The organism is Demequina ureilytica (assembly GCF_048553575.1).
GTDB lineage: Bacteria > Actinomycetota > Actinomycetes > Actinomycetales > Demequinaceae > Demequina.
Window position 1 is genome coordinate 1,436,533 of sequence record NZ_JBLZIE010000001.1, and the last position, 22,735, is coordinate 1,459,267.

The 22,735-nt window shown below is 69.1% G+C and carries 21 protein-coding genes and 1 tRNA gene; 15 read left to right on the forward strand and 7 right to left on the reverse strand.

What is annotated here, in order from left to right:
* Nucleotides 1–60 precede the first annotated feature (60 nt).
* Nucleotides 61–648: a hypothetical protein gene (locus ACNI3K_RS06560; RefSeq protein ID WP_419391037.1), complete on the forward strand. Its 588-nt coding sequence runs from the start codon at nucleotides 61–63 to the stop codon at nucleotides 646–648.
* Here the strand turns inward: ACNI3K_RS06560 and ACNI3K_RS06565 are convergent, their stop codons facing one another.
* The 5 genes from ACNI3K_RS06565 to ACNI3K_RS06585 are packed head-to-tail and all read right to left on the reverse strand — an operon-like array spanning nucleotide 649 to nucleotide 8,031.
* Entirely contained in the window at nucleotides 649–2,262 is a 1,614-nt protein-coding gene (locus tag ACNI3K_RS06565; RefSeq protein ID WP_419391038.1) for a sensor histidine kinase, read from the reverse strand. It abuts the gene before it with no gap.
* Nucleotides 2,255–3,937 (reverse strand): thiol reductant ABC exporter subunit CydC, encoded by a 1,683-nt coding sequence (gene cydC, locus ACNI3K_RS06570; RefSeq protein ID WP_419391039.1) that lies wholly within the window; start codon nucleotides 3,935–3,937, stop codon nucleotides 2,255–2,257. The genes ACNI3K_RS06565 and cydC overlap by 8 nt, the downstream gene beginning before the upstream one ends.
* The gene (locus tag ACNI3K_RS06575) at nucleotides 3,934–5,520 is read right to left on the reverse strand and encodes an ABC transporter ATP-binding protein/permease (protein ID WP_419391040.1); all 1,587 of its coding nucleotides are present in this window, start codon (nucleotides 5,518–5,520) and stop codon (nucleotides 3,934–3,936) included. The genes cydC and ACNI3K_RS06575 overlap by 4 nt, the downstream gene beginning before the upstream one ends.
* 3 nt (nucleotides 5,521–5,523) lie before the next feature.
* Nucleotides 5,524–6,549 (reverse strand): cytochrome d ubiquinol oxidase subunit II, encoded by a 1,026-nt coding sequence (cydB, locus tag ACNI3K_RS06580; protein WP_419391041.1) that lies wholly within the window; start codon nucleotides 6,547–6,549, stop codon nucleotides 5,524–5,526.
* A gap of 12 nt (nucleotides 6,550–6,561) precedes the next feature.
* Nucleotides 6,562–8,031 (reverse strand): cytochrome ubiquinol oxidase subunit I, encoded by a 1,470-nt coding sequence (locus tag ACNI3K_RS06585; RefSeq protein WP_419391042.1) that lies wholly within the window; start codon nucleotides 8,029–8,031, stop codon nucleotides 6,562–6,564.
* Nucleotides 8,032–8,434: 403 nt separating this feature from the next.
* Here ACNI3K_RS06585 and ACNI3K_RS06590 point away from each other — a divergent pair, with 403 nt between their 5' ends.
* From ACNI3K_RS06590 to ACNI3K_RS06655, 14 genes are all read left to right on the forward strand, one after another.
* Nucleotides 8,435–11,017, forward strand: a complete 2,583-nt coding sequence (locus tag ACNI3K_RS06590; RefSeq protein WP_419391043.1) for an Rne/Rng family ribonuclease — start codon at nucleotides 8,435–8,437, stop codon at nucleotides 11,015–11,017.
* A gap of 139 nt (nucleotides 11,018–11,156) precedes the next feature.
* Entirely contained in the window at nucleotides 11,157–11,465 is a 309-nt protein-coding gene (gene rplU, locus ACNI3K_RS06595; RefSeq protein ID WP_419391044.1) for a 50S ribosomal protein L21, read from the forward strand.
* Nucleotides 11,466–11,479: 14 nt separating this feature from the next.
* Nucleotides 11,480–11,731: a 50S ribosomal protein L27 gene (gene rpmA, locus ACNI3K_RS06600; protein ID WP_419391045.1), complete on the forward strand. Its 252-nt coding sequence runs from the start codon at nucleotides 11,480–11,482 to the stop codon at nucleotides 11,729–11,731.
* A gap of 122 nt (nucleotides 11,732–11,853) precedes the next feature.
* A complete protein-coding gene (gene obgE / locus ACNI3K_RS06605; protein ID WP_419391046.1) occupies nucleotides 11,854–13,377 on the forward strand; it encodes a GTPase ObgE in 1,524 nt (507 codons plus the stop codon).
* A gap of 9 nt (nucleotides 13,378–13,386) precedes the next feature.
* Entirely contained in the window at nucleotides 13,387–14,526 is a 1,140-nt protein-coding gene (gene proB / locus ACNI3K_RS06610) for a glutamate 5-kinase (protein ID WP_419391047.1), read from the forward strand.
* A gap of 54 nt (nucleotides 14,527–14,580) precedes the next feature.
* The gene (locus ACNI3K_RS06615; RefSeq protein ID WP_419391048.1) at nucleotides 14,581–15,867 is read left to right on the forward strand and encodes a glutamate-5-semialdehyde dehydrogenase; all 1,287 of its coding nucleotides are present in this window, start codon (nucleotides 14,581–14,583) and stop codon (nucleotides 15,865–15,867) included.
* A 66-nt stretch (nucleotides 15,868–15,933) separates the two neighbouring features.
* Complete coding sequence (locus tag ACNI3K_RS06620; RefSeq protein ID WP_419391049.1) at nucleotides 15,934–16,080, forward strand: hypothetical protein; 147 nt, start codon at nucleotides 15,934–15,936, stop codon at nucleotides 16,078–16,080.
* A gap of 1 nt (nucleotide 16,081) precedes the next feature.
* Nucleotides 16,082–16,678 (forward strand): nicotinate-nucleotide adenylyltransferase, encoded by a 597-nt coding sequence (gene nadD, locus ACNI3K_RS06625; protein WP_419391050.1) that lies wholly within the window; start codon nucleotides 16,082–16,084, stop codon nucleotides 16,676–16,678.
* Nucleotides 16,671–18,665 (forward strand): hypothetical protein, encoded by a 1,995-nt coding sequence (locus ACNI3K_RS06630; RefSeq protein ID WP_419391051.1) that lies wholly within the window; start codon nucleotides 16,671–16,673, stop codon nucleotides 18,663–18,665. Before nadD ends, ACNI3K_RS06630 begins: the two co-directional genes overlap by 8 nt.
* Nucleotides 18,641–19,018, forward strand: coding sequence for a ribosome silencing factor (gene rsfS / locus ACNI3K_RS06635; protein ID WP_419391052.1), 378 nt, complete (start codon nucleotides 18,641–18,643; stop codon nucleotides 19,016–19,018). Before ACNI3K_RS06630 ends, rsfS begins: the two co-directional genes overlap by 25 nt.
* A 9-nt stretch (nucleotides 19,019–19,027) precedes the next feature.
* Nucleotides 19,028–19,645: a histidine phosphatase family protein gene (locus ACNI3K_RS06640; protein WP_419391053.1), complete on the forward strand. Its 618-nt coding sequence runs from the start codon at nucleotides 19,028–19,030 to the stop codon at nucleotides 19,643–19,645.
* Complete coding sequence (locus ACNI3K_RS06645; RefSeq protein ID WP_419391054.1) at nucleotides 19,642–20,241, forward strand: histidine phosphatase family protein; 600 nt, start codon at nucleotides 19,642–19,644, stop codon at nucleotides 20,239–20,241. The genes ACNI3K_RS06640 and ACNI3K_RS06645 overlap by 4 nt, the downstream gene beginning before the upstream one ends.
* A 54-nt stretch (nucleotides 20,242–20,295) precedes the next feature.
* Nucleotides 20,296–20,368, forward strand: a tRNA-Ala gene (locus tag ACNI3K_RS06650).
* 387 nt (nucleotides 20,369–20,755) lie between these two features.
* Nucleotides 20,756–21,142, forward strand: a complete 387-nt coding sequence (locus ACNI3K_RS06655) for a DUF1304 domain-containing protein (protein WP_419391055.1) — start codon at nucleotides 20,756–20,758, stop codon at nucleotides 21,140–21,142.
* Between the two features lie 4 nt (nucleotides 21,143–21,146).
* Here ACNI3K_RS06655 and ACNI3K_RS06660 read toward each other — a convergent pair whose 3' ends face one another.
* Both ACNI3K_RS06660 and ACNI3K_RS06665 read right to left on the reverse strand, forming a co-directional pair.
* A complete protein-coding gene (locus tag ACNI3K_RS06660) occupies nucleotides 21,147–22,400 on the reverse strand; it encodes a BaiN/RdsA family NAD(P)/FAD-dependent oxidoreductase (RefSeq protein ID WP_419391056.1) in 1,254 nt (417 codons plus the stop codon).
* The gene (locus ACNI3K_RS06665; protein ID WP_419391057.1) at nucleotides 22,400–22,735 is read right to left on the reverse strand and encodes a cation:proton antiporter; all 336 of its coding nucleotides are present in this window, start codon (nucleotides 22,733–22,735) and stop codon (nucleotides 22,400–22,402) included. The genes ACNI3K_RS06660 and ACNI3K_RS06665 overlap by 1 nt, the downstream gene beginning before the upstream one ends.

Below are 22,735 nucleotides of genomic sequence, written 5' to 3' on the forward strand. Positions count from 1 at the left end.
TTGAATGAGCACCAGACCATGACGGTCGCACCGCGAGTCCTTCCGGGACACACGTGGAGCATGCGGATCGTGATGATGATGGTGTCGCTGGTCGCCGCAGTCGCGGGAGGCGTGCTCTACGCCCCCGCGGCTGCGGCGCACGGCGGTCCGTATGAGCTAGAGGTACACAACGACGGCGCTGGCGGAGTGCAGGTCTTCGCGTACTACGTCGAGGACGGGCACGTGGTCGAGGCGATCATGGATCCCGTGGTGGAGGCAGTGTCGGCAGGCGGGATCGAACGCGGGCCGATCCGGCTCGTCTCCTCAGCGGAGGGGCAGGGACGCTGGGTGTCTGAGGAGCCGTTCCTCGATGCCGGCGACTGGACCGTGACGGTGACGACGACCACGCCGGAGGAGGCGTCGGTGACCGCTGAGTACACCCTTGCTCCGTTCGATCCACCTGCCGATGCCGAACCCGCGCATGAGCCGGCTGAACCCGAGCCCAGTTCCAGTGGTGCCGCCGCCACTGAGGATCAGGCCGCCACCGATGGCCTCGCCTTCACCGACGACCAGGGCGTCGGTGAGGGGGCCTACGCGTGGCTCGCCGCCGCAGGCGTCATCGTGGTTCTGGCAGCAGCCTTTCTGGCGTGGCGACGCTCACGGCAATAGTCAGCCGTGCGAGCACTCCACGTTCCACACGGCCACGCACCCAGGGCGGTCCTCGCCCGGCCACCTCTCATTCAGGCTGAAGGTGCCGTTTCGCCTCAGCGCGCGGTTGGCGAGATTCGACGTCCCCGAGTGGCGCTGAGTAGCGCCTGCGGGTCCGATCCCGTTGTCTTCGACCCTGACCTCGACTCGGCCGTCGTGAGCCTCGAGCACGATCCGAACGGCGTCAGCACCTGCGTGTCGCGCCACGTTCGACACCAGTTCGCGTGTCACCGCCACCAGATCGTCCGCGAGGGACGGATCCCCGACGACGGCACCGTCGAGGTTCGGCCACTCCGCCGACACCGAGGGTTCGAATCCCAGGGATGAGCGTGCCAGCAGCAGTTCGCGCCGCAGGCGCTCGGCGATCGGTTCATTGCTCCGCTGACCGGCAAGGGTGCTCATGACCCCGCGCACCTCGTGTTGGGCTCGCTTGACGTGATCGAGGGTGCCGCGCAGGCGCGTGGCCACCGCATCGTCCGAGTCCTCTGCGATCGCCTCGATCTGCATTGCCGTCGCGAAGAGTTCCTGCGACACCAGGTCGTGAAGGTCGTCGGCGAGCCTGGCGCGCTCCTCGAGCAGGGCAGAGACGGACTTGACGTGGCTGAGCTCCGACAGGCTCAGCGCGAGAGCCGCTTGGCCCGCGAACCTCAGCGCGAGCGATAGGTCGCCAGCGTCGAACTCGCGCGTGCCGCGCTCCCGCCACAGCATGAGCAGACCCACGGCGCGCCCCTGAGCGACGAGGGGTGCATACAGAGTGGGACCGTAGGACATCACGGGTTCGAGCACGTGCGCGCCAGGCGGCTCGGAGGCCACCAGGCCTTCGCCCGAGCGGATGACGTTCATGCCCGTGCCCTCAGGAGGGAGCTCGAGCCCGAGCAGGTGATCCGCCCCGTCGCCGGCGGTGACCTCCATGACCCAGGCTCCGTCGACGCCAGGCAGCACCAGTGCCGCCGCTCCCGCGTCTGCGAGCTCGAGAGCGGCATCGATGGTGCGTTGCAGCGCACCCTCCGCACCTGGGTCGGAGAGCAGATCCATCGTGATGCGTTGCGTCGCGACCAGCCACCGTTCGCGTTGCCGGGCGAGGTCGTATAGCTGCGCGTGGTCGATGGCGACGGACGCTGCGGCCGCCAGCGCCTGGATCGCGCGTTCGTCGGCATTGAGGAAACCGCCGGGCTTGTTCGCGAGGTACAGCTGGCCAAACGCCCGGCCCCCCACGTGGAGTCCAGCGCCGAGAAAGCTGTCGAGCGGTGGGTGTCCGGGAGGCAGCCCGATCGAGGAGGGGTGCGAGGAGACATCCTCAAGAGCGATGGTGCCGTCGGCAGGGATCTCGCCGAGCACGCCGATGGGTCGGGGCGGCCGACCCAGGCGCTTCTGCAGCTCGGCGTCCATGCCGTGCACGTAGAAGCCGGTGCTTTCGCCGGTCGAGTCCAGCACGTTGATCGCGGCGAACCGCGCGGACGTCAGCTCGGCGGCGGCGCTGAGGAACGCGTCGAGCACCAAGGGCAGGTCGAGCTCCGCGTTGAGCGCGATCACCGCCCGCGCGAGCGCGAGCTCTCTGGCGTGGGCGTCAGGCATCGGAGTGCACCGGATCGAGGCTGACAGTGCGGTCCGCCGCGTCGAGGAGGCTGAGGTCGTGGGTCACGATCACCACGCTACGGCCATTGCTCCGCAGGTGGGCAAGAGCCGCGCGGAGCGCCGCTCGTCCCGCCTGATCAAGGTGCTCGCCGGGTTCGTCGATGAGGTGGATCGGCTGAGGGGCAAGCAACGCCCGTGCGAGGAGCAGGCGCCGCCGCTCTCCGCCGGACACCGTTCCGCCCCCGGACCCCAGCACGGTGGCGAGCCCCTCGGGCAGGGTCCCCACCCACTGGCGAAGTCCCACGACCTCAAGGGCGTCGAGCGCCTGGGCCTCGGTCACGCCGCCGTGCGCGACTCTGAGATTCTCGAGAACGGTCGTGCCGAATACGTGCGCATCTTCGGCGGTAATCGCCACGACTGCCCCGAGGTCGGGCTCGGCGACGGGGATGCCGTCGATGAGCGCCTCGCCGCATACTGGCTCGAGGGCACCGCCGAGTGTGGCGAGCAGCGTCGTCTTGCCGATGCCCGAACGGCCGACGATCGCGACGACGTCTCCGGGCCCGGCGCGAAAGGTCACCGGGACCGTCGGCGTCATGCCGGGCCAGGCTGCCGACACTTCGCGCGCCTCCAGGACGGCCGATGCGCCAGAGCCTGGGCGATGGATGTCACCGGGGTCTTCACTCGCGTCGCGAGGCGGCGCGAGCTCCTCGATGCGTTCGGCCGCGCGGGCGGAGCGGAACAACTGCTGCATCGCGGCGGGGACCGTGCCCACCGCCTCGAAGGCGGCGAGCGGCAGCAGTGCAACGATCGCTGCGGTGGTGGGCCCGATCTCCCCGTTCGCAGCAGCGGTCACCGCCACCGCGATCGAGCCGACCAGCGCTGCGCCGGCCGCAAGCGCCTGGACCGCGGCCGCCCACGCGGCGGGGCGTGCCGTCGCCTCATGGGCGCTGGCAGATGCGGCGTCCGCCTCGGCGAGCTCGACCAAGGCGATGGTGCTCGTGCCCCACACGCGGTGCTCGGCGGCGGCCTCCAAGGCGGACAGCGCGCTCTCGGTGACCCGCGCATCGGCCGTCACCGCGAGGGCAGCCGCCGCTCGTGCGGAACGCAGCGTGAGCAGCGCCGCTCCCACGCCGGCGGCCAGCAGGCTCGCCGCGAGCACGACGCCTGCCCAAGGCACCAGGAAGCCGGAGATGCCGACGGAGATGGCGGAGACCACCACCGCGACGGCGAGTGGGATGAGGCCCCGCACCACCGCATCGGCGATCGAGTCCACGTCCGCGCCGATGCGCGCCATCACCTGGCCGCGCGTCAAAGGCAGCACACGTGCTGCCGGAGATTCTGCGAGCCGTTCGTAGACGCGGACCCGGAGCGACACGGCGCCGCGCAGCGCGACCCCGTGGGACGACAGCCGCTCGAGGTAGCGGAACAGCCCGCGCCCGATGCCGAAGAATCGGACCACGACGGCGGCGACCGCCAGGTCGGCGGGGGAGGGCATGCCTGCGGCGCGCGCGATCATCCACGCGGCGACAGCGGCGAGGCCCACGGCGGAACCCAGCGCGGCAGATCCGGTGAGCACCGCCAGGGCGGTGCGGCCCGGGTGCAGGCCCGCGTCACGCAGCACGCGCCGGAGGGCGCCCTTGCGGGCGTCGATGATCGTGTGCGGAGCGTTCGTCATGGCGCCTCCGCCCGGGCGGAGGCGACCTCGACCACGGCATCGGCCGCCGCCATCAGTTCCGGCTCGTGGGTGGCGACCACCACCGTCGCCCCGGTTGCGGCTGCGGCGCGAATGCGGCTCACGACCTCGGCCCGCGCCTCGATGTCGAGGTGGGCGGTGGGCTCGTCGAGGACGATGACGGGGCGGCCCGAGTCGAAGGCGCGCGCGAGCGCCGCGCGCTCGCGCTGGCCCAGGCTCATGGTGCGGCCAGGGACACCAAGATCCGGGCGTTGGGGGACCCAAGCGAACTGCTGGGCCCATGCGTCGGCGTCGATCTGGTCGAGCGGAGCGGGTGTGCCGTTCGGCAGCGTCGCCACGACGTCACCCTCATCGGGGCGCAGCAGCCCCATCATGGCGAGCAGCGCCATGGACTTGCCGTCGCCGTTGGGCCCCACCAGAGCGGTGATGGCGCCGGGCCGGGCCTCGAACGTGAGGGACTCGGGTGCCATCCTGCGGCCGTCCGGTGTGGCGACGGAGAGCTCTCGGATCTGCAGGGAGGCGCCGGTCAGCGAGGGAGCGGCGGCGTCGCCGCCCACAGGCGCGACGGCCGTGTCGAGAACGTCGAACGCCGCATCGGCCGCGGCAAGACCGTCGGCGGAGGCGTGGAAGTGCGTTCCGACGTTGCGCACGGGAAGGTAGACCTCGGGTGCGAGCACGAGGACGGCGAGTGCGGTCTCGATGCTCACGTCGCCGTACACCAGTCGGAACCCGAGGGTCACAGCGACGAGCGCGACCGCCAGGGTGGTGAGGAGCTCGAGGACCATGCCGGACAGGAACGCGACGCGCAGAGATCCCATTGTCGCGCGGCGCTGAGCGTCACCGAGCTCGCGCACGCGCGCTGCCGGTCCTCGGTGGCGGCCGAGCGCCCGCAGGGTGGGGAGGCCTGCGATGAGGTCGAGAACGCGCGAGGACAGGCGCTGCATCGCGTCCAGATGCTTGGCCGAGTGGGCGCGAGTGACGAGGCCGATGAGCACCATGAAGATCGGCACCAGCGGCAGCGTGCCGGCGATGATCGCCGCAGAGATCCAGTCGAGGTCGAGCACCACGATCAGCATGAGCGGCGTCACCGTGGCGGCCAGCATGAGCTGAGGCAGGTAGCGGACGAAGTAGGGAAGCAGCCCGTCCAGGCCGCGCGTGACGGTCGTGGTCACGTTCGAGCCCTCGCCCGATGCCGCCCAACGGGGACCCAGACGGGCGGCGTGGGCAACGACCCGACCGCGCAGTTCAGCCACCACGGCAACGCCCGCTCGGTGGGCGAGCCGCTCCTGGATGCCCACCAGCAGCACCCGCGCCGTGACGAGGGCCGCCAGCCACGCCAGGCCGGTCTCGAGCTCACGCGCGCCCACCGGAACCACGGCGCCGATCCACCCGAGCCCGTCCTCCGTGAGGGGGGAGGGCGCGAGCACAGGAGCCAACAGACGCGCGATGACGAGCGCCTGCAGGCCGATGACGACGGCGGTGAGCAGGCCCAGCACCGCAGTCGTGACGACGTAGCGCCGTGCGGGGCCGATGCGGGCAATCAGGCGCGGATCGAGGGGACGCACGCTCTACTTCTTGAGGAACTTCAGGGAGCTGTGCTCGGGAATGTTCTCCGCGGACAGCCGGCGCCGGAACACCCAGTAGGTCCAGCCCTGGTAGACGAGCACCACGGGCGTGAGGATCAGGGCGACCCAGGTCATCACCGTCAGCGTGTAGTCGGTGGATGAGGCGTTCTCGACGGTCAGCGAGAAGGCAGGGTCCGTCGACGACGGCATGACGTTCGGGTACAGCGAGCCGTAAAGCAGCACTACCGCGAAGGCGATTGCCACCGCGTTGCCCGTGAAGGCGTATCCGTAGCGTCCCAGCCGGCCCGCGACGACCGCCGTGGCGAGCCCGAGCGCCGCGACCGCCACGGGGATCCAGGTCCACCACACTGCGGAGTACATCAACTGCGTCCAGACCGCGAACACTCCCGCAATCGTGAGCGCGATGGGGGCCATCTGGCGTGCCACCGCCTCGGAGCGCTCGCGCACCACGCCGTTCGTCTTGAGCGACAGGAAGATCGCCCCGTGGCTGAGGAACAGCGCGAGCGTGGTCGCACCGCCCAGCAGCGCGTAGGGGCTGAGCAGGTTGAAGAAGCCGCCGGTGTAGGTGAAGGTCTCATCGATGGGCACGCCGCGCACGATGTTGGCGAACGCCACGCCCCACAGGATCGCGGGGACCCAGGCGGAGCCCATGATGATCCAGTCCCACCGGCGCCGCCACGTGTCATCGTCGATCTTGCCGCGGTACTCGATCGCGACGGCTCGCACGATCAGCGCCAGCAGGATCAGCAGCAAAGGGAAGTAAAAGCCGGAGAACAGCGTCGCGTACCACTCAGGGAAGGCAGCGAACATCGCGCCACCCGCAGTGAGCAGCCAGACCTCGTTGCCGTCCCAGACGGGACCGATGGTGTTGAGCGCCGTGCGCCGACCGCGATCGCCCTTGCCCACCTTCTCCATGAGCATGGCCACGCCGAAGTCGAAGCCCTCGAGCACGAAGTACCCGGTCCAGAGGACCGCGATGAGCATGAACCAGAAAGTTGCGAGATCCACGTCTGTCCCTCCCTAGTAAGCGAACGACATGGGTCGGTCGGGGTCGTCGCTGGGCTCCTCGTACTCCACGTGCGGCGCACCCTCAGAGGCGTACCGCTGCAGTAGCCGGAACCAGAACACTCCTAGGACCGCGTAGACGAGGGTGAAGACGATCATCGAGGTCGCGACCTCGCCCACATCCGTCGCGTTGGAGACGCCGAACATGGTCATCAGCATCACCTGGTCAGAGCCGGTGGGATTGGGCGCCACGACGAAGGGCTGTCGCCCCATCTCAGTGAAGATCCAGCCGAAGCTCGCGGCGAGGAACGGCATCGGCAGCGACAGCAACGCGAGCTTGGACATCCACTCCTGGTCGATGACCCGCCCCTTGCGCGTGAACCAGAACACGGCGGCGCACATCGCGGCGCTGAAGACGGCGAGCCCGATCATCAGGCGGAACGACCAGTAGGTGACGGCGAGGTTAGGGCGGTATTCGATCGCCTCGCCGTTCTCGTCGAACTCCCCGTATCGCTCGGCGTAGATCTCCTGCAACTCGTCGAGACCTTTGACCTCGGCGTTCCAGTCGCCTGTCGCCATGTATGACAGGAAGTTGGGAATCTCGACGAGGTGCACCACTGAGTCGGGGTCGTTACCGGCGAGGTTGCCGATCGTGAGGAGCGAGAAGCCGGCGGGCTCTGCGGTGTGCACCAGGCCCTCGGCGGCGGCCATCTTGATGGGCTGCTGCTCGAACATCAGCTTGGCCTGGATGTCGCCCGTGACGACCACCGCGACGCCGGCGACCAGCATCGTCACCGCACCGAACCGGGCCGCCGTGCGGTACATCGACACGTCGGGGTGAGAGCGGTCCTCGCGGGACTTTCGCACCATCCACCACACGGCGATGCCGGCGACGAAGGTGCCCGCGACGAGGAAGGCGGTCGCGATGACGTGGGGGAAGGCCACCAAGGTCGTGTTGTTCGTGAGCACGGCCCAGATGTCCGTCATCTCGGCGCGGCCGGTCTCCTCGTTGTAGCGGGCCCCCACTGGGTGCTGCATCCACGAGTTCGCAGCGATGATGAAGTAGGCCGAGAGGAACGATCCGATGGCGAACGCCCACACGGTGGCGAGGTGCAGCTTCTTGGGCAGCTTGTCCCAGCCGAAGATCCACAGCCCCAGGAACGTGGATTCGAGGAAGAATGCTGCCAGGGCCTCCATCGCCAAGGGAGCGCCGAACACGTCGCCGACGAACCGCGAGTACTCGGCCCAGTTCATGCCGAACTGGAACTCCTGGACGATGCCGGTGGCAACGCCGAGCGCGAAGTTGATCAGCAGCAGCTTGCCGTAGAACTTGGTGAGGCGCAGATACTTCTCGTTGCCCGTGCGCACCCAGGCCGTCTGCAGGATGGCGACCATCGTGGACAGCCCGATCGTGAGGGGAACCAGGATGAAGTGGTACACCGTCGTGATCCCGAACTGCCAGCGGGCAAGCTCAAGCACGTCCATTCAGGGCCTCCAGGGTCAGGCGCGGCACGGGGAAGTCGCCGCACATAACCTACCCGGGGGAGTATGCGTGGGACCCCGGGACCTTGGTCCCGGATCGGCCCTCGGCTCGGCACGCGCCGCATGATCCGGGCGTTGTGCACTTCTTGTGCCACAATGGTCGGCAGGTCGCACCCAGCCACACCGGGTGCCTACCGCGCGACAGACGCAGTATCTGCAACAGCTGCCAGTCCCGCCATGGTCTTCCGCTGGCTACAGCCGGCGGGGGACATCGGGGATAGGCGCTCTCGAGCAGGCGCCGCTGTCCGCCGCGACCTGAAGACTTCGGTGGCCGCATCACGCGAGTCACGACCGACGAGAGAGCATCGGTCCGGTGTGTGGGCCGGATCGATCAGAGGTACCCGCCTTGAGCGAGGACAAGACCAGCCCCGAGACACCTTCGACTGCCGTTATCTTCCAGGCCCCCGAGCCTGCCGCGCCGCGGCGCGCATCGGCCCCTGCTGGCCCCCCCAAGGCCTCCACAACGGCCGATGCCCCCGCGACCTCCGGCGCCAGCGCGCGCCGCGGGCGCAAGGCCGCAACGGACAGCTCGGAAGGCGACACGCCCAAGAAGAAGCCCGGCGGCAGGGGCAGGGGCGGCAAGAGTGCCGCAGCCAAGAAGGACGCCGCTGATCAGGCCGATGCGCCCGTCAAGTCAGAGGGCACGGCCGGCGCCGACGGCACAGGTCAGTCTGGAGATGGCGCACAGTCCGGCAAGGCAGGCCAGTCGGACAAGCCGAACAAGGCCGACGACTCAAGCACGTCGGAGAAGTCAGGCAAGCCCGGCGACGCTGGTTCCGGCGGCAACGGCGGCGAGCAGCCGTCCAGCAAGAACGATCAGAGCTCCGGCGACGGACCCGACGGAGATGGCGACGGTGACGGCAGCAAGCGCCGCCGCAGGCGCGGAGGCCGCGGGCGCGGCAAGAAGCGTTCCGACGGCGACGGCTCGTCCGACGAAGAGCCGACTGATGACGCGAAGGGCGGCGACCAGGGCGACTCGGGCGATCGCTCGGCCGCCGAGGATCAGGATGACGATGGCGACGACGAGGGCGATGGATCGTCGAGGCGACGCCGCCGTCGCCGCGGCTCACGCTCGAGTAACGGCTCGGGCTCCGGCTCCGGTTCGAACTCCAGCTCCAACTCCGGTGACAAGTCCGGATCAGACGATCAGCTGCAGGGGTCGACCCGCCTTCAGGCCAAGCGTCAGCGCCGTCGCGACAACCGCGACGGCCAGCGCCGTCGTCCCACGATCTCCGAGGCCGAGTTCCTCGCGCGCCGGGAGTCCGTCAAGCGCGACATGATCGTGCGCGAGAAGGACCACCGCGTGCAGATCGCCGTGCTCGAGGACGAGGTGCTCGTCGAGCACTACGTGTCTCACCAGGCGCAGCAGTCCATGGCGGGCAACGTGTACCTGGCCCGCGTGCAGAACGTGCTGCCCGGCATGGAGGCCGCCTTCGTCGACGTCGGTCGCGGTCGCAACGCCGTGCTCTACGCCGGCGAGGTCAACTGGGACGCTGCAGGCCTCGAGGGCAAGCCGCGCCGGATCGAGCTCGCGCTCAAGCCCGGCGACACCGTCATGGTGCAGGTCACCAAGGACCCCATCGGCCACAAGGGTGCTCGCGTCACGAGCCAGATCTCGCTCGCGGGGCGCTTCCTCGTGTACGTGCCCGCCGGGGGAGTGACCGGCATCAGCCGCAAGCTGCCGGACAACGAGCGCGCGCGCCTCAAGAAGCTGCTGCGCGAGGTGATTCCCGCGGACGCCGGCGTCATCGTGCGGACCGCCGCCGAGGGCGCCTCCGAGGAGGAGCTGCGCGCCGACGTCGAGCGCCTCAAGCGCCAGTGGGACAACATACAGGCCGAGGCGAAGTCCAACAAGGGCCCCACGCTGCTGCGCGGAGAGCCCGACATGGCCATTCGTGTGGTGCGTGACATCTTCAACGAGGACTTCGAGTCGCTCACGATTCAAGGTGATGACACCTGGAACTCGCTGAGCGCCTACGTGGGCCAGGTCGCGCCCGACCTGCTGCCGCGACTGCAGAAGTACATGGGCGATGGAGACCTGTTCGCCGATCTCCGCGTGGACGAGATGCTCACCAAGGGCATGGACCGCAAGGTGTGGCTGCCCTCGGGCGGCTCGCTCGTCATCGACCGCACCGAGGCGATGACCGTCATCGACGTCAATACCGGCAAGTTCGTCGGCAAGGGCGGCACGCTTGAAGAGACCATGACTCTCAACAACCTTGAGGCGGCCGAGGAGATCGTCCGTCAGTTGAGGCTGCGCGACATCGGCGGCATCATCGTCATCGACTTCGTGGACATGCTCCTCGAGGGCAACCGTGACAGGGTGCTGCGACGGCTGATCGAGTGCCTGGGCCGTGATCGCACCAAGCACCAGGTCGCCGAGGTGACCAGCCTGGGGCTGGTCCAGATGACCCGCAAGCGCGTGGGTCAGGGGCTGGTCGAGGCGTTCTCCGAGACCTGCGAGCACTGCAAGGGTCGAGGCTTCCTGGTCAAGGGCGAACCCGTCGCGGAGGCGACGGAGAAGCAGCCGGACAAGCGACGCGGCGGCCGCGGTGGGGGCAGGGCCCCCAAGAAGCAGTCGGGCTCCGACGACCACGTCCACGGTCAGCCCAAGGGCGAGACCCATGCCTTGGATGATCGTGACGAGGCGCGCGCGGCCGTGAAGGCGACGCTCGCATCGATCGCGGCGGCGGCCGAGAAGGCCCACCATCACGAGGGCGACGCAGAGGACACGAAGGACGGCGCCAGCGCAGGAGAGGGGGCCGAGGCGCAGACTGCCGAGGCGCCCGCGATCGTGCTGCCCGACCGGACTGAAGAGGCCGAGTCATCGGCTGGCACGCACGACTCGCCGACCGAGGCGCCGGACGCGGACGCGACGGCCGACGAGGACCACCAGAGAGCGCCTTCCGACGGGGACGTCCAGCAGTAGCCGGCACGGGCGTCGCCGGTTTGACCGGAGAGGCTCGCGGCGGGTACATTTGTACGTCGGCGCGCAAGCGTCAGGGCCTGCCTGCGCCCAGTGAGGCAGCGGCAGGAAACCAGACCATACGTAGAGGATTGTAGATTTCATGGTGTACGCGATTGTGAAGGCCGGTGGCCGCCAGGAGAAGGTTTCCGAGGGCGATATCATCGTCGTCGACCGTCTCAAGGCTGCCGCAGGTGACTCTGTCCAGCTTCCGGCTCTGCTGCACGTCGACGGTGACAAGGTCACCTCCGACGCGGCAGCACTGGCGAAGATCACGGTCACCGCTGAGGTCGTTCGCGACGAGCGCGGACCCAAGATCGATATTCTTAAGTACAAGAACAAGACCGGATACCGCAGGCGCATTGGTCACCGACAGGACCTCACGCGCTTGAAGGTCACTGGAATCAAGTAGGCGAGGAAGCACTCATGGCTCATAAGAAGGGCGCGAGCTCCTCGCGCAACGGTCGCGATTCCAACGCTCAGTACTTGGGCGTCAAGCGCTTCGGCGGACAGGTTGTCTCCGCAGGCGAGATCCTCATTCGCCAGCGTGGCACCCACCACCACCCCGGCAACAACGTGGGCCGCGGCAAGGACGACACGCTGTTCGCGCTGTCGGCCGGCACGGTCCAGTTCGGCCAGCGACGCGGTCGCAAGGTCGTCGATGTGGTGGCCGGCTAGTCCGACCCGCATCACCGTCTTCGTCAGGGGCGTCGCCGATATGGCGGCGCCCCTGACGCATTTATCAGCACCGCGCTTTTTTGCGCACCGCGTATTCTGACCACCTCGCGAAGGGAGGCGTCATGGCCACGTTTGTGGATCGCGTCACCCTGCATGTGACCGCAGGGAACGGCGGGCACGGAGTCGCATCGGTGCACCGTGAGAAGTTCAAGCCGCTCGGCGGCCCCGACGGTGGCAATGGTGGCCGCGGCGGCTCCGTCATCCTCGTCGTCGACCCGCAGGTGACAACCCTGCTCGACTATCACCATGGGCCCCACCGCACTGCCGCGAGCGGCGGCCAAGGCGCCGGCGACAACCGCCATGGCGCAAGTGCCCCCGACCTGCGACTCGGCGTGCCCAGCGGCACCATCGTGAAGTCGCCCTCCGGAGAGGTCCTCGCGGACCTCGTGGGCGAGGGCGCTGAGTTCGTCGCCGCGTCGGGCGGCCGGGGCGGTCTCGGCAACGCAGCGCTGGCCACGGTCAAGCGCAAGGCTCCTGGGTTCGCGCTCCTGGGCGAACCGGGCGAAGAGCACACCGTCCTGCTTGAGCTCAAGTCGATCGCCGACGTGGCACTTGTGGGCTACCCGAGCGCCGGCAAGTCCTCGATCATCGCGGCGATGAGCAAGGTGCGCCCCAAGATCGCGGACTACCCGTTCACGACCCTGGTGCCGAACCTCGGCGTCGTTGAGGCCGGCGGGACGCGTTTCACCATGGCGGACGTGCCCGGACTGATCGAAGGCGCCTCCGAGGGCAAGGGGCTCGGCCACGACTTCCTGCGCCACATCGAACGCTGCTCGGTGATCGCGCACGTGCTCGACACCGCGACCCTCGAATCCGATCGCGATCCGATTCGCGACCTCGAGGTGATCGCCGGCGAGCTGCGCGCCTACAGCGGCGACGACGCGATCAGCGGCATCCCGTTGGCCGAGCGTCCACAGATCATCATCCTGAACAAGATCGACGTGCCCGATGGTCGTGACCTCGCCGAGATTGTGCGACCCGATCTCGAAGCGACGGGCATGCCGATCTTCGAGATCAGCGCCGTGAGCCACGAGGGGCTACGCGAGCTGTCTTTCGCGCTCGCGAAGATGGTCCAGGAGCACCGCGCCGCAGCGCCGGTGCTCGACCGCGCGCCCATCGTGATTCGCCCGCAGGCCGTCGACGAGTCCGGCTTCACGGTGACCCATGTGCGGGACGGTGCCGAGGACTACTTCCAGATCCGCGGTGCGCGCGTCGAGCGCTGGGTGCGACAGACCAACTTCGCCAACGACGAGGCCGTGGGCTATCTCGCGGACCGGCTCGCCAAGGCGGGCGTCGAGAACGAGCTGTTCCGTGCCGGGGCAGTGCCCGGATCCGAGGTTGTCATCGGCCCCCGTGAGGGCGGCGTCATGTTCGACTGGGAGCCCACGATGGGCACCGGTGCCGAGCTGCTCGGGCAACGAGGTGCCGATCTGCGAGTCGAGGACCACGAGCGCTCGGCTCGAGCCACTCGGGCGGAGAAGCGCGCCGAGCACAAGGACAGGATGGACGCGAGGTCCGCCGCCCGCCAGGAGCTGTGGACCGAGCGCGACTCGGGTCACTGGACGGACCCGACCAAGGACGAGTAGCCGCCGCGCATGACCGCACGTGAAGGAGAACAGGTGGAGGGCACGCGCCACATCGTCGCGCAGTCGCGACGTGTCGTCGTCAAGATCGGCTCGTCTTCGTTGACGGGTGCGGACGGTCGCCTGAGCGAGCAGGTGGTGTCCCATCTAGCCGATGTTCTGGCGGGCGTTCGCGCCGCCGGCCGCCAGGTGATCCTGGTGACCTCGGGCGCGATCGCCGCTGGCGTGGGTCCGATGGGACTGGCGGCACGCCCCCGGGACCTCGCGACGGCGCAAGCCACCGCATCGGTCGGACAGGGAGCGCTCGTCGCCGCCTACTCCGCCGCGTTCGCGCGTCACGGGCTCACCGTGGGGCAGGTGCTGCTCACTGCCGACGACATGATGCGGCGTTCCCACTACGGGAACGCGCAACGTGCGTTCAACCGGTTGCTGGAGCTCGGCGTGCTGCCCATCGTCAACGAGAACGACGCCGTGGCGACCGACGAGATCCGGTTCGGCGACAACGACAGGCTCGCAGCGCTCGTCGCGACCGTCGCGCACGCGGATGCGTTGGTGCTGCTCACCGATGTCGACGGCCTCTACACCGCCGCTCCTGGCACTCAGGGCGCAGCCCGCATCGACGAGGTGCATGGCGCAGCAGACCTGGCGGGAATCGACGTCTCACGCCGCGGCTCGGCGCTCGGTACGGGCGGGATGATCACCAAGCTCGAGGCCGCGTCAATCGCGACCACGTCGGGCATTCCGGTCGTGCTCGCCAGTGCGGCCGATGCGGCATCGGCGGTCGCGGGGGACGCGGTGGGCACGCTCTTCCACCCGACGGGCAAGCGCGACACGACACGTCTCCAGTGGCTCGCCCACGCGGCGCGCACGCGCGGCGCGATTGTGGTCGACGGGGGAGCTGTGCGGGCCCTGCAAGGACGGCGCGCGTCCCTGCTCGCCGCGGGTGTCACCGAGGTCCGCGGCTCATTCGAGGCGGGCGAGCCCGTGGACCTCGTCGGTCCTGACGACGTGGTGGTGGCGCGGGGGTTCGCGGGCTTCTCCGCGGATGAGGCCCGTCAGATGCGCGGTCTCAGCACCGATGCCTTGGGCGAGAAGCTGGGTGATGGCTACGCTCGCGAGCTCGTTCACATCGACGACCTCGTGGTGATGTAGCACCGCCCGACGGGCCCGGAGGTCGGTTCTCGGCTCGAGACTAGACTGGACGCCATGACTGCGACAGCCCCTTCCGTGGACATCGAGAGTGCCGTACTCGAGGCTTGCAGGCGCGCGAAGGTCGCGTCTCGAGCCCTCGCCACCGCGACCAGGTCGACTAAGGACGCCGCCCTCCATGCGATGGCCGATGCGCTGGTCGAGCAGGCGCCGATCATCGTCTCGGCGAACGCCGAGGACCTCGACCGCGGTCGCGCCAACGAGATGACCCCAGGACTACTGGACCGGCTGGAGCTCACTGAGGAGCGCATCGGCACCATCGCAGAGGCGCTTCGGTTCCTCGCGTCCCTGCCCGACCCCGTGGGAGAGGTCAAGCGGGGCTCCACGCTCCCCAACGGGCTGCGACTCATTCAGAAGGCGACGCCCATGGGCGTGGTAGGCATGATCTACGAGGCGCGGCCTAATGTCACTGTCGATGCGGCGGGACTCGCGCTCAAGTCTGGCAACGCGGCCGTGCTGCGGGGCGGTTCAGCGGCAGCTCGCTCCAACGAGGTCATCGTGGGGGTCCTCCAGGACGCGCTGGAGGCGGTGGGACTGCCGCGCGACTCGGTCCAGTCCATCGATGCGTACGGGCGCGAGGGGGCGCGGGTGCTGATGAATGCACGCGGGCTTGTCGATGTGCTCGTGCCGCGCGGTGGCCGTGAGCTCATCCAGGCGGTCGTGCGCGACGCCACGGTGCCCGCGATCGAGACGGGGGAGGGCAACTGCCACGTCTACCTCGACGCCTCGGCTCCGCTCGACCGGTCCGTGTCGATCGTCGTTAACTCGAAGACCCATCGCGTGGGGGTCTGCAACGCGGCCGAGACGCTGCTCGTGCATCGCGAGGCAGCCGACCGTGTCCTACCCGCGGTGCTCGCCGCACTGCACCAGGAGGGCGTCACGCTGCACACGGACGACGCCGCATCGGCTCTCGCCCCCGCCGGCGTGGAGACGGTGGCGGCGACCGAAGAGGATTGGGCCACCGAATACCTAAGCCTGGACCTCGCCGTGCGGGTCGTGGACGATCTGGACGAGGCGATCGCTCATGTGCAGCGCTACTCGACGGGACACACCGAGGCCATCGTCACCGAGGACATCGGGGCTGCCGAGCAGTTCGTGAGCCGGCTCGACACGGCTGCCGTGATGGTGAACGCGTCGACGCGCTTCACCGACGGCGCGCAGTTCGGTCTGGGGGCCGAGATCGGCATCTCGACGCAGAAGCTTCACGCGCGCGGGCCCATGGGGCTCGCGGAGCTCACCACCACCACATGGGTCGCGTACGGCGACGGACACGTCCGGTCCTGACGCGGTGCAGGGCTCGGACCCGCAACCGTGGAATAATCATCGAAGACGCAGACGAGAGGAACCACAGTGATCACCGAGGTGACGGAGACGAGCACCCACGTCGTCAATGAGCTGCCCATTCCTGCCGAGGCGTTTGGGCTGCTGACGTTCACGGGGCTGATGGCCCTGCTGTTCATCACCTACGCCTTCCGGAGCGTCGGTACCCGGCGCTGACGTGAACGCACCGCAGTCGCGCGTTGGCGTTCTCGGCGGGACGTTCGACCCCATCCACCATGGCCACCTCGCGGCGGCCTCAGAGGTGTGCGCCCAACTGCGGCTCGATCAGGTGCTGCTGGTGCCCGCCAACGGCCAGCCGTTCAAGCAAGGCTTCGACAGCGCGCCGGCCGAGCACCGGCTCGAGATGTGTCGGCTCGCGGCCGAGCACGACGACAGATTTGCCGTGAGCGCCGTCGACATCGAGCGCGGCGGCGTCACCTACAGCGTCGACACTCTCACGGACCTCCTTGCACAGCTTCCTGACACGAGCCTGTACTTCATCGCGGGTGCCGATACGTTGTCGAGGGTCGATCAGTGGCGTGACCCGGAGCGACTCATGGAACTTGCGCAGTTCGTGGGAGTGGCTCGACCGGGCCATTCGTTGCCAGAGAGCGACGTGGCGCACGCGTGGGTCGAGGTGCCCGAGCTGGCGGTATCCTCGACGGATATTCGCCGCCGTGTGAGGTCGGGCGCGCCGATCCGATACCTCGTACCCCACGCGGTCGCCGACTACATCTCGCATCACGATCTCTACGCCGGAGGAATCGATGACTGACGAAAGCCGTCCGCTGTCGCGGCGTGAACGCCGTGCGCAAGAGGCGCGCGCGGCCGCGCGGCCCGCGGACGACACCGACGCGCTCGGCGATGCGCCCATTTCCGAGTCGATCCCCACCCACTCGCCGGAGGGGCGTCCCCTCACGCGACGGGAACGCCGGCGTCTGGAACGTTCGCGGCAGCCCTTGGAGACATGGACCGCTGAAGAGGAGATGATCGCCACCGGGCAGATCCCCGCAATGACTCCCGAGCGCATCGCCGAGCAGGAACGCCTTGCCCGCGAGAAGGCGGAGCAGGCCCAGCGCGATGGGCAAAGCGCGCCCGAGGACTCGCAGGCCTTTCAGGAGGCCGAGGAGCCGCCGCCGGTAGCGGCGCCGCCGGTTGAGGACGCCGGTGCGGATGAGCGCGAGGCCGGTCCGGTGGAAGACGCCCAGACCGACGAGCCGCCTGAGGCCGCGGCCCCGGCCGCGACTGACGCCGCCCAGCCGCTGGTCTTCGAACCCGAGCCGGAGCCAGTCCAAGAGCCGGAGTCAGCCCCCGAGCCCGAGGCTGAAGCCTCGTTCGCGTTCGATCCTGAGACTCAGGCCGAGTTCGAGCCCGAGACCGAACCGGCGCCCGATGAGCGTGCGGCGCCCGAGCCGGACGAGGACGCGCCACAACCGATCGTCCCCCAGCGCACCAGCCTGATTCCCTCGCCTCCCGACGAGCCATCGGCGCCCGAGGGCGAGCACGCCGACGACGCCGCAGCCGCTGGCCATGCCCCCGCGGACGACGAGTCGCAGGTGGGACAAGCTACGGACGAGGAAGAGCCGGAGGATGCGCCGGTCGAGCCCCCCGAAGCAGTGTGGGGGATGCCGGCAGGGATGTCGCCCGAGATGTACGAAGCGCTCTTCCCCCCGGGCTCGCTGCAGCGACGGCTGATGGAGCAGCAGGCGACCGATCAGGCCGCTGAGAGCGCTCAGGAGCCTGCCGAGGAGGATCCCGCCGCAGAGATCCGACGACTGACAGAGCAGGCCGTCGCGGGCCTTGACGCCGCGAGCTCGCGCCGGACGATCGAGGCCACTGACGTCAATGACCCCGCGGCGGAGGCAGCGGCCAAGGCTGTGCTGCCGAACGCCTGGGGTCCCGCCGCGAGTCCCGTCGAGAGCCCTGACGCCGCCGCGGATACCGCGACGGAGTGGCCCGTGCAAGCGGACCCGTCCCCGGCATCGGCGCCTTCGTGGCCATCCGCACCGGCAGCGGCGTCGGCACCGCAGCCCGCGCCCTCGTATCCCTCAGCGCCGTCCTCGGACTCAGCGCCGTCCTCGCAGTCAGCGCCGGGAAGCTGGGAGCAGGCCGAGGACGATCGGCCTTCCGACGGCACGGGTCGAGCCGCCCAGGAGGACCGCCACGAGCGTCCCGACGACGAGACCCCGGTGTCGATAGACGAGGCGCCGTTCGACGCGATTCTTGGGCATCACCCCGGGACTGCCGCTCTGGACGAGGCCTCGACGGCATCGGCGGAGATGCATCGACCTGCCTTCCACACGGTGGCGCGCCCTGCGCACAGCGTCGAGGCACCCGCGACCGTCCCCGGCGGGCCGGCAGGTGTTCCGGACGCGTCCGCGCAGCTCGCACCGCACTACGCCGCGTTCGACGTCCCGCAGTGGTCCACGACCACGCCCGAGCAGGCGGAGTCCCCGTGGGCGGCTCACCCGCTCATGAGGGTCGACCGGCCGGCACCTGAGCTGCCTGAGGTGGAGTCCGCGAAGGACATCCCGCGGCCCGACCTCAGCAGCGTGCGGCGTCCCGCGTTCACACCACAGACGGATGGATTCCCTTCCATCGAGCCGGTGCCGACCGGCCAGATCCAGGTGCCGCAGCGCGAGCGCCCCGATCTCGATGCCGAGGGTGGCCCCCGGCACTTCAAGTGGGCCCACCTGGCGGTCTTCGGTGCCGTCGCCTTTCTCCTAGGAGTTGTCGTATGGAATCTCACCCTCAGGCCCTGATGGGCGCATCAGAGGAGTCGGTGGCGATGGTGCGGCTCGCCGCGCAGGCTGCCGGGGACAAGAAGGCTGAGGACCTCGTGGCCCTCGACGTGAGTTCGCGGATGCCGCTCGCCGACATCTTCTTGGTCGCCTCGGGCAGCAACGAGCGTCAGGTCGTGGCGATCGCCGAGGGCATTGAAGAGGCGCTGCACGGCGAGGGTGTCAAGGCGTTGCGCCGCGAGGGCGTGCGCGAGGGCCGCTGGGCCCTGCTAGACTTCAACGGGCTCATCGTTCACGTGATGCATCAGGAGGACCGCGCGTACTACGAGCTCGAGCGGCTGTGGAAGGACTGCCCGGTCGTCGAGCTCGGCTAGGCTCCCTCGATGGACGTCTACGTGGTCCGTCATGGCCAGACCGAATGGAACGTCAAGGGGCTCCTGCAGGGCTCATCCGACGTCGAGTTGACGGAGGCGGGACACGCGCAGGCAGCCGCGACGTCGGCGGCCCTTGCGGGCATACTCGACTCGAACACGACTGTGGTCACGTCGCCGCTCGTCCGGGCGCGCGATACGGCCGATGCGATCGCTAGGGCCCTCGGAACCGGCGTGGAGGTCGACGCCCGGCTGCGCGAACGCGCCTACGGCGCGTGGGAGGGCATCACCCCGGAAGAGCGCGAGAGCAACTGGCCCGAAGAGGTCAAGGCGTGGCGCACCTATGGGAGTGCGGACGTGCCCGGGTTCGAGCACCACGACATCGTTCGTCAACGCATGGTCGAGGCAATCGAGGAGTGGGCCGAGCGTGCGCAGGGCCCGCTGCTCGTCGTCTCGCACGGCAGTTCCGCTCGCGTGGGCATGCAGGGGCTCGTTGGGCTACCCCTCGACCATCGCACCTTGGGAAACCTCGGCAACGCCGCATGGTCGCGCCTGACTCGCAGGAGTCGAGGGGACTGGACGCTCGAGCGCCACAACGTCACCCCGGAGACACTCGGGGAGAAGCCGTGAGCCAACTGGTTCTCTGGCGCCACGCGCGCACCGACCACAACATCGAGGGGCGCCTGCAGGGGTCTCTCGACATCCCCCTCGAAGCGGATGGCCTCGCGCAGGCGGCGGCAGCCGCCGCGCGCATCGTTGCGCATGTGGGCGACCGCGCGCGCGTGGTGTCGTCGCCGCTGTCCCGAGCGACCGCATCGGCCGATGAGCTTTCCCGGCTGCTGGGCGTCGAAACCCAGGTCGACGAGGCCTTCACCCAGCGCCCCTACGGGGTGTGGGAGGGCCGCACGTGGGACGAGGTGCGTGAACGCTGGCCCGAGGACTTCGAGCGCCGTCGCCGCGGACTGGAGCCGCTGATCGACGGCTGGGGAGCGTCTGCAGACATCGCGACGCGGGTGGGGGAGGGCCTGCGCCGCTGGTACGACCCGGAGACGCCGACGGTGGTGGTCAGCCACGGCAGCGCGATCCAGCTGGGCGTGATGCACATGATCGGCGTCGAGACGGAGTCACGAGTGTTCGGCAAGATCCCGCATGGGGCCTGGCACGTCCTGACCCAGTCGGTCTCCGGCGCCTGGCACGTCGACGCGTTCGCGCTCGGGGCGGATTAGCGCGGGGTCCGCGCGGTGCGTTACACTGTCATTCGCTCTTCGGGGCGACGTATTGGGGCTGTGGCGCAGCTGGTAGCGCACCTGCATGGCATGCAGGGGGTCAGGGGTTCGAGTCCCCTCAGCTCCACGATGTGTTGAGACAGCATCGAGAAGGCCGCTCCCTGACGGGGGCGGCCTTCGCTGTTTACGCAGCCGATGGTCTTCCCGAGCTCTTGCGGGCCAATGGTGAATACTGCGAGCATGCTCACGGAGTTCAAGGGTTGGTTCAGTTGGTTGAGTCGTATGGACTCTCAAGACGAACTCAGTCCGGAAGAACGGGTGCCGCCGCGGAGTCTCGGTTGGTTTTTCGCGATCGGATCGCCGCTCCTCGCCTTGTTGGTCACTGTCTGGTACTGGGAAGACGGCCCTTTCTCGATCGTCTTGTTTGGGTGGCCCAGCCCTCTCACATTCGTGTTCGGCCTATCGATCCTCTGGAACACGCGAGTGAGTCGCCAACCGTGAAAGGCCAGATCCGATGACGGCAGCAGCGTTGATCCTGGCGGGTCTTGCCGCCGCCGTGCACGTGTTCATCTTCTACCTCGAGTCAGCGGTGTGGACTGGGCCCAGGGCGCGCGCCGTGTTCGGCACCACCGAGCCTGAGGCCCAGGCCACACGAGCGCTCGCCTTCAACCAAGGCTTCTACAACCTGTTCCTCGCGATCGCGGTGGCGACAGGCATCGTCCTGGTAGCGGCGGGGCAGACTGCGGTGGGTGCGACGCTGGTGTTCGCGGGTGCCGGCTCGATGGCGGCCGCCGCCTTGGTGTTGGTGCTGTCCGACCGTGCGTATGTGAGCGCGGCGCTCAAGCAGGGTGCGCTGCCCGCTCTCGCTGTGCTCCTGCTCGCGTTGGGGCTCGCGCTCTAGGAACTTACGAGCCTGTGCGAGCGGCCTTGTTTTCGAGCCACGCGAGCGCACCGTTGGCCGCCACTGCGCCCATGCTGAACGAGGCCTGCAGCAGGTAGCCGCCGGTTGGCGCCTCCCAGTCAAGCATCTCTCCGGCGACGAAAGTGCCCGGAAGCCGCCGCAGCATGAGGTGCTCGTCGACCTCGCTCCAGGCGATGCCGCCGGCGGTCGAGATGGCGCGGTCGATCGGCATGGTCCCCGTGACCGCCACGGGTGTCGCCTTCACGAGCGCGGCGGTGGACTCTGCGTCGTGGGGTAGTGTGCCGCCTGCCGATTCCCGCAGCAGTCCGATGCTGGTGGGGTCCAGGCCGATGGACCGCCGCAGCCAGTTCGAGGCCGAGTCTTTGGGGCGGCGCTGTCGGAGGCGCTTCACCAGTTGCTCGACACCGAGGTCGGGGCGGAGGTCGACTTCGAGAACGCATCGGCCGTCCTCGTGCTCTGCGGCGGCGTCGAGGGCGTCGCGGATGGCGGCGCCCGCCGCATAGACCGGACCGCCCTCGATACCGGTTCGTGTGAGCATCACGTCGCCGCGTGCGGGCGCGGCCCCATGTCCCTGGACGGTGAGCGACACGTTCTTCAGCGGCTTGCCCGCGTACCGGTCCGCGAAGACCGCGGACCAATCGATGCGGACCCCCACGTTCGCGGCCCTCAGCGGAGTCACCGCGACCCCCCGCTCGGCGAACGGCGCGGTCCATGTGCCGTCCGCACCCAGATGCGGCCACGATGCCCCGCCGAGGGCGAAGATCGTGACGTCGCTCGTCACCTCGCGGGTGTCGCCGGCCTCGTCGGTGATGAGCAGCGAGCCCGTGTCCGCCCAGCCGGTCCAAGCGGTGCGGCGGTCGATCTGCACGCCCAGTTCGCCTAGCCGCGCCAACCACAGCCGGAACAGCGGCGTGGCTCTGAAGGCCTGGGGGAACACCCTCCCGCTGGACCCGACGAACGTGGGCTCACCCAGGTCGGCCGCCCACTGGCGAAGGTCCTGCGGGCCGAACTCCGCGACCATCGGCGCGATCCGTTCGGCCGAGTCGCCGTAGCGCGCGATGAAGGCCTCGCGGTCCTCGGTGTGGGTGAGGTTGAGCCCCCCGTGGCCCGCCAGCAGAAACTTGCGGCCGGGGGAGGGCATGCGCTCGTGGACGGTCACGGTCACCCCGGCCCTGGCCAGGACTTCAGCGGCCATCAGGCCCGCCGGGCCGCCGCCGATGACGCGCGCCGTGGGCATCAGTCGCGCCGAGCGCGGGTATCGTCCTCGAGCTCGTTGAAGTACACGCGGCGCAGCGGCGATCCTGCGAGGTAGGACGATCGCGCGAGCGCCATGGACCCCACCGCGGACGTCAGCAGTTGCGCGGCGATGATCAGCACCGCGAGCACGGCGTTCATCCCGGTGAACTCGTGCAGCAGCACGCCTCCCACGATGAGCACGAGGCCGATGCCGCCGGCGGTGCCGACCGCTGAGACGTGGGTGTACGCGTCGGGGAACTTCAGGAGCGCGAGGGCGCCGGTCACGAACACCATCGCGCCGAGGACGATCACGACCGATGCGATGATCTCAAGCAT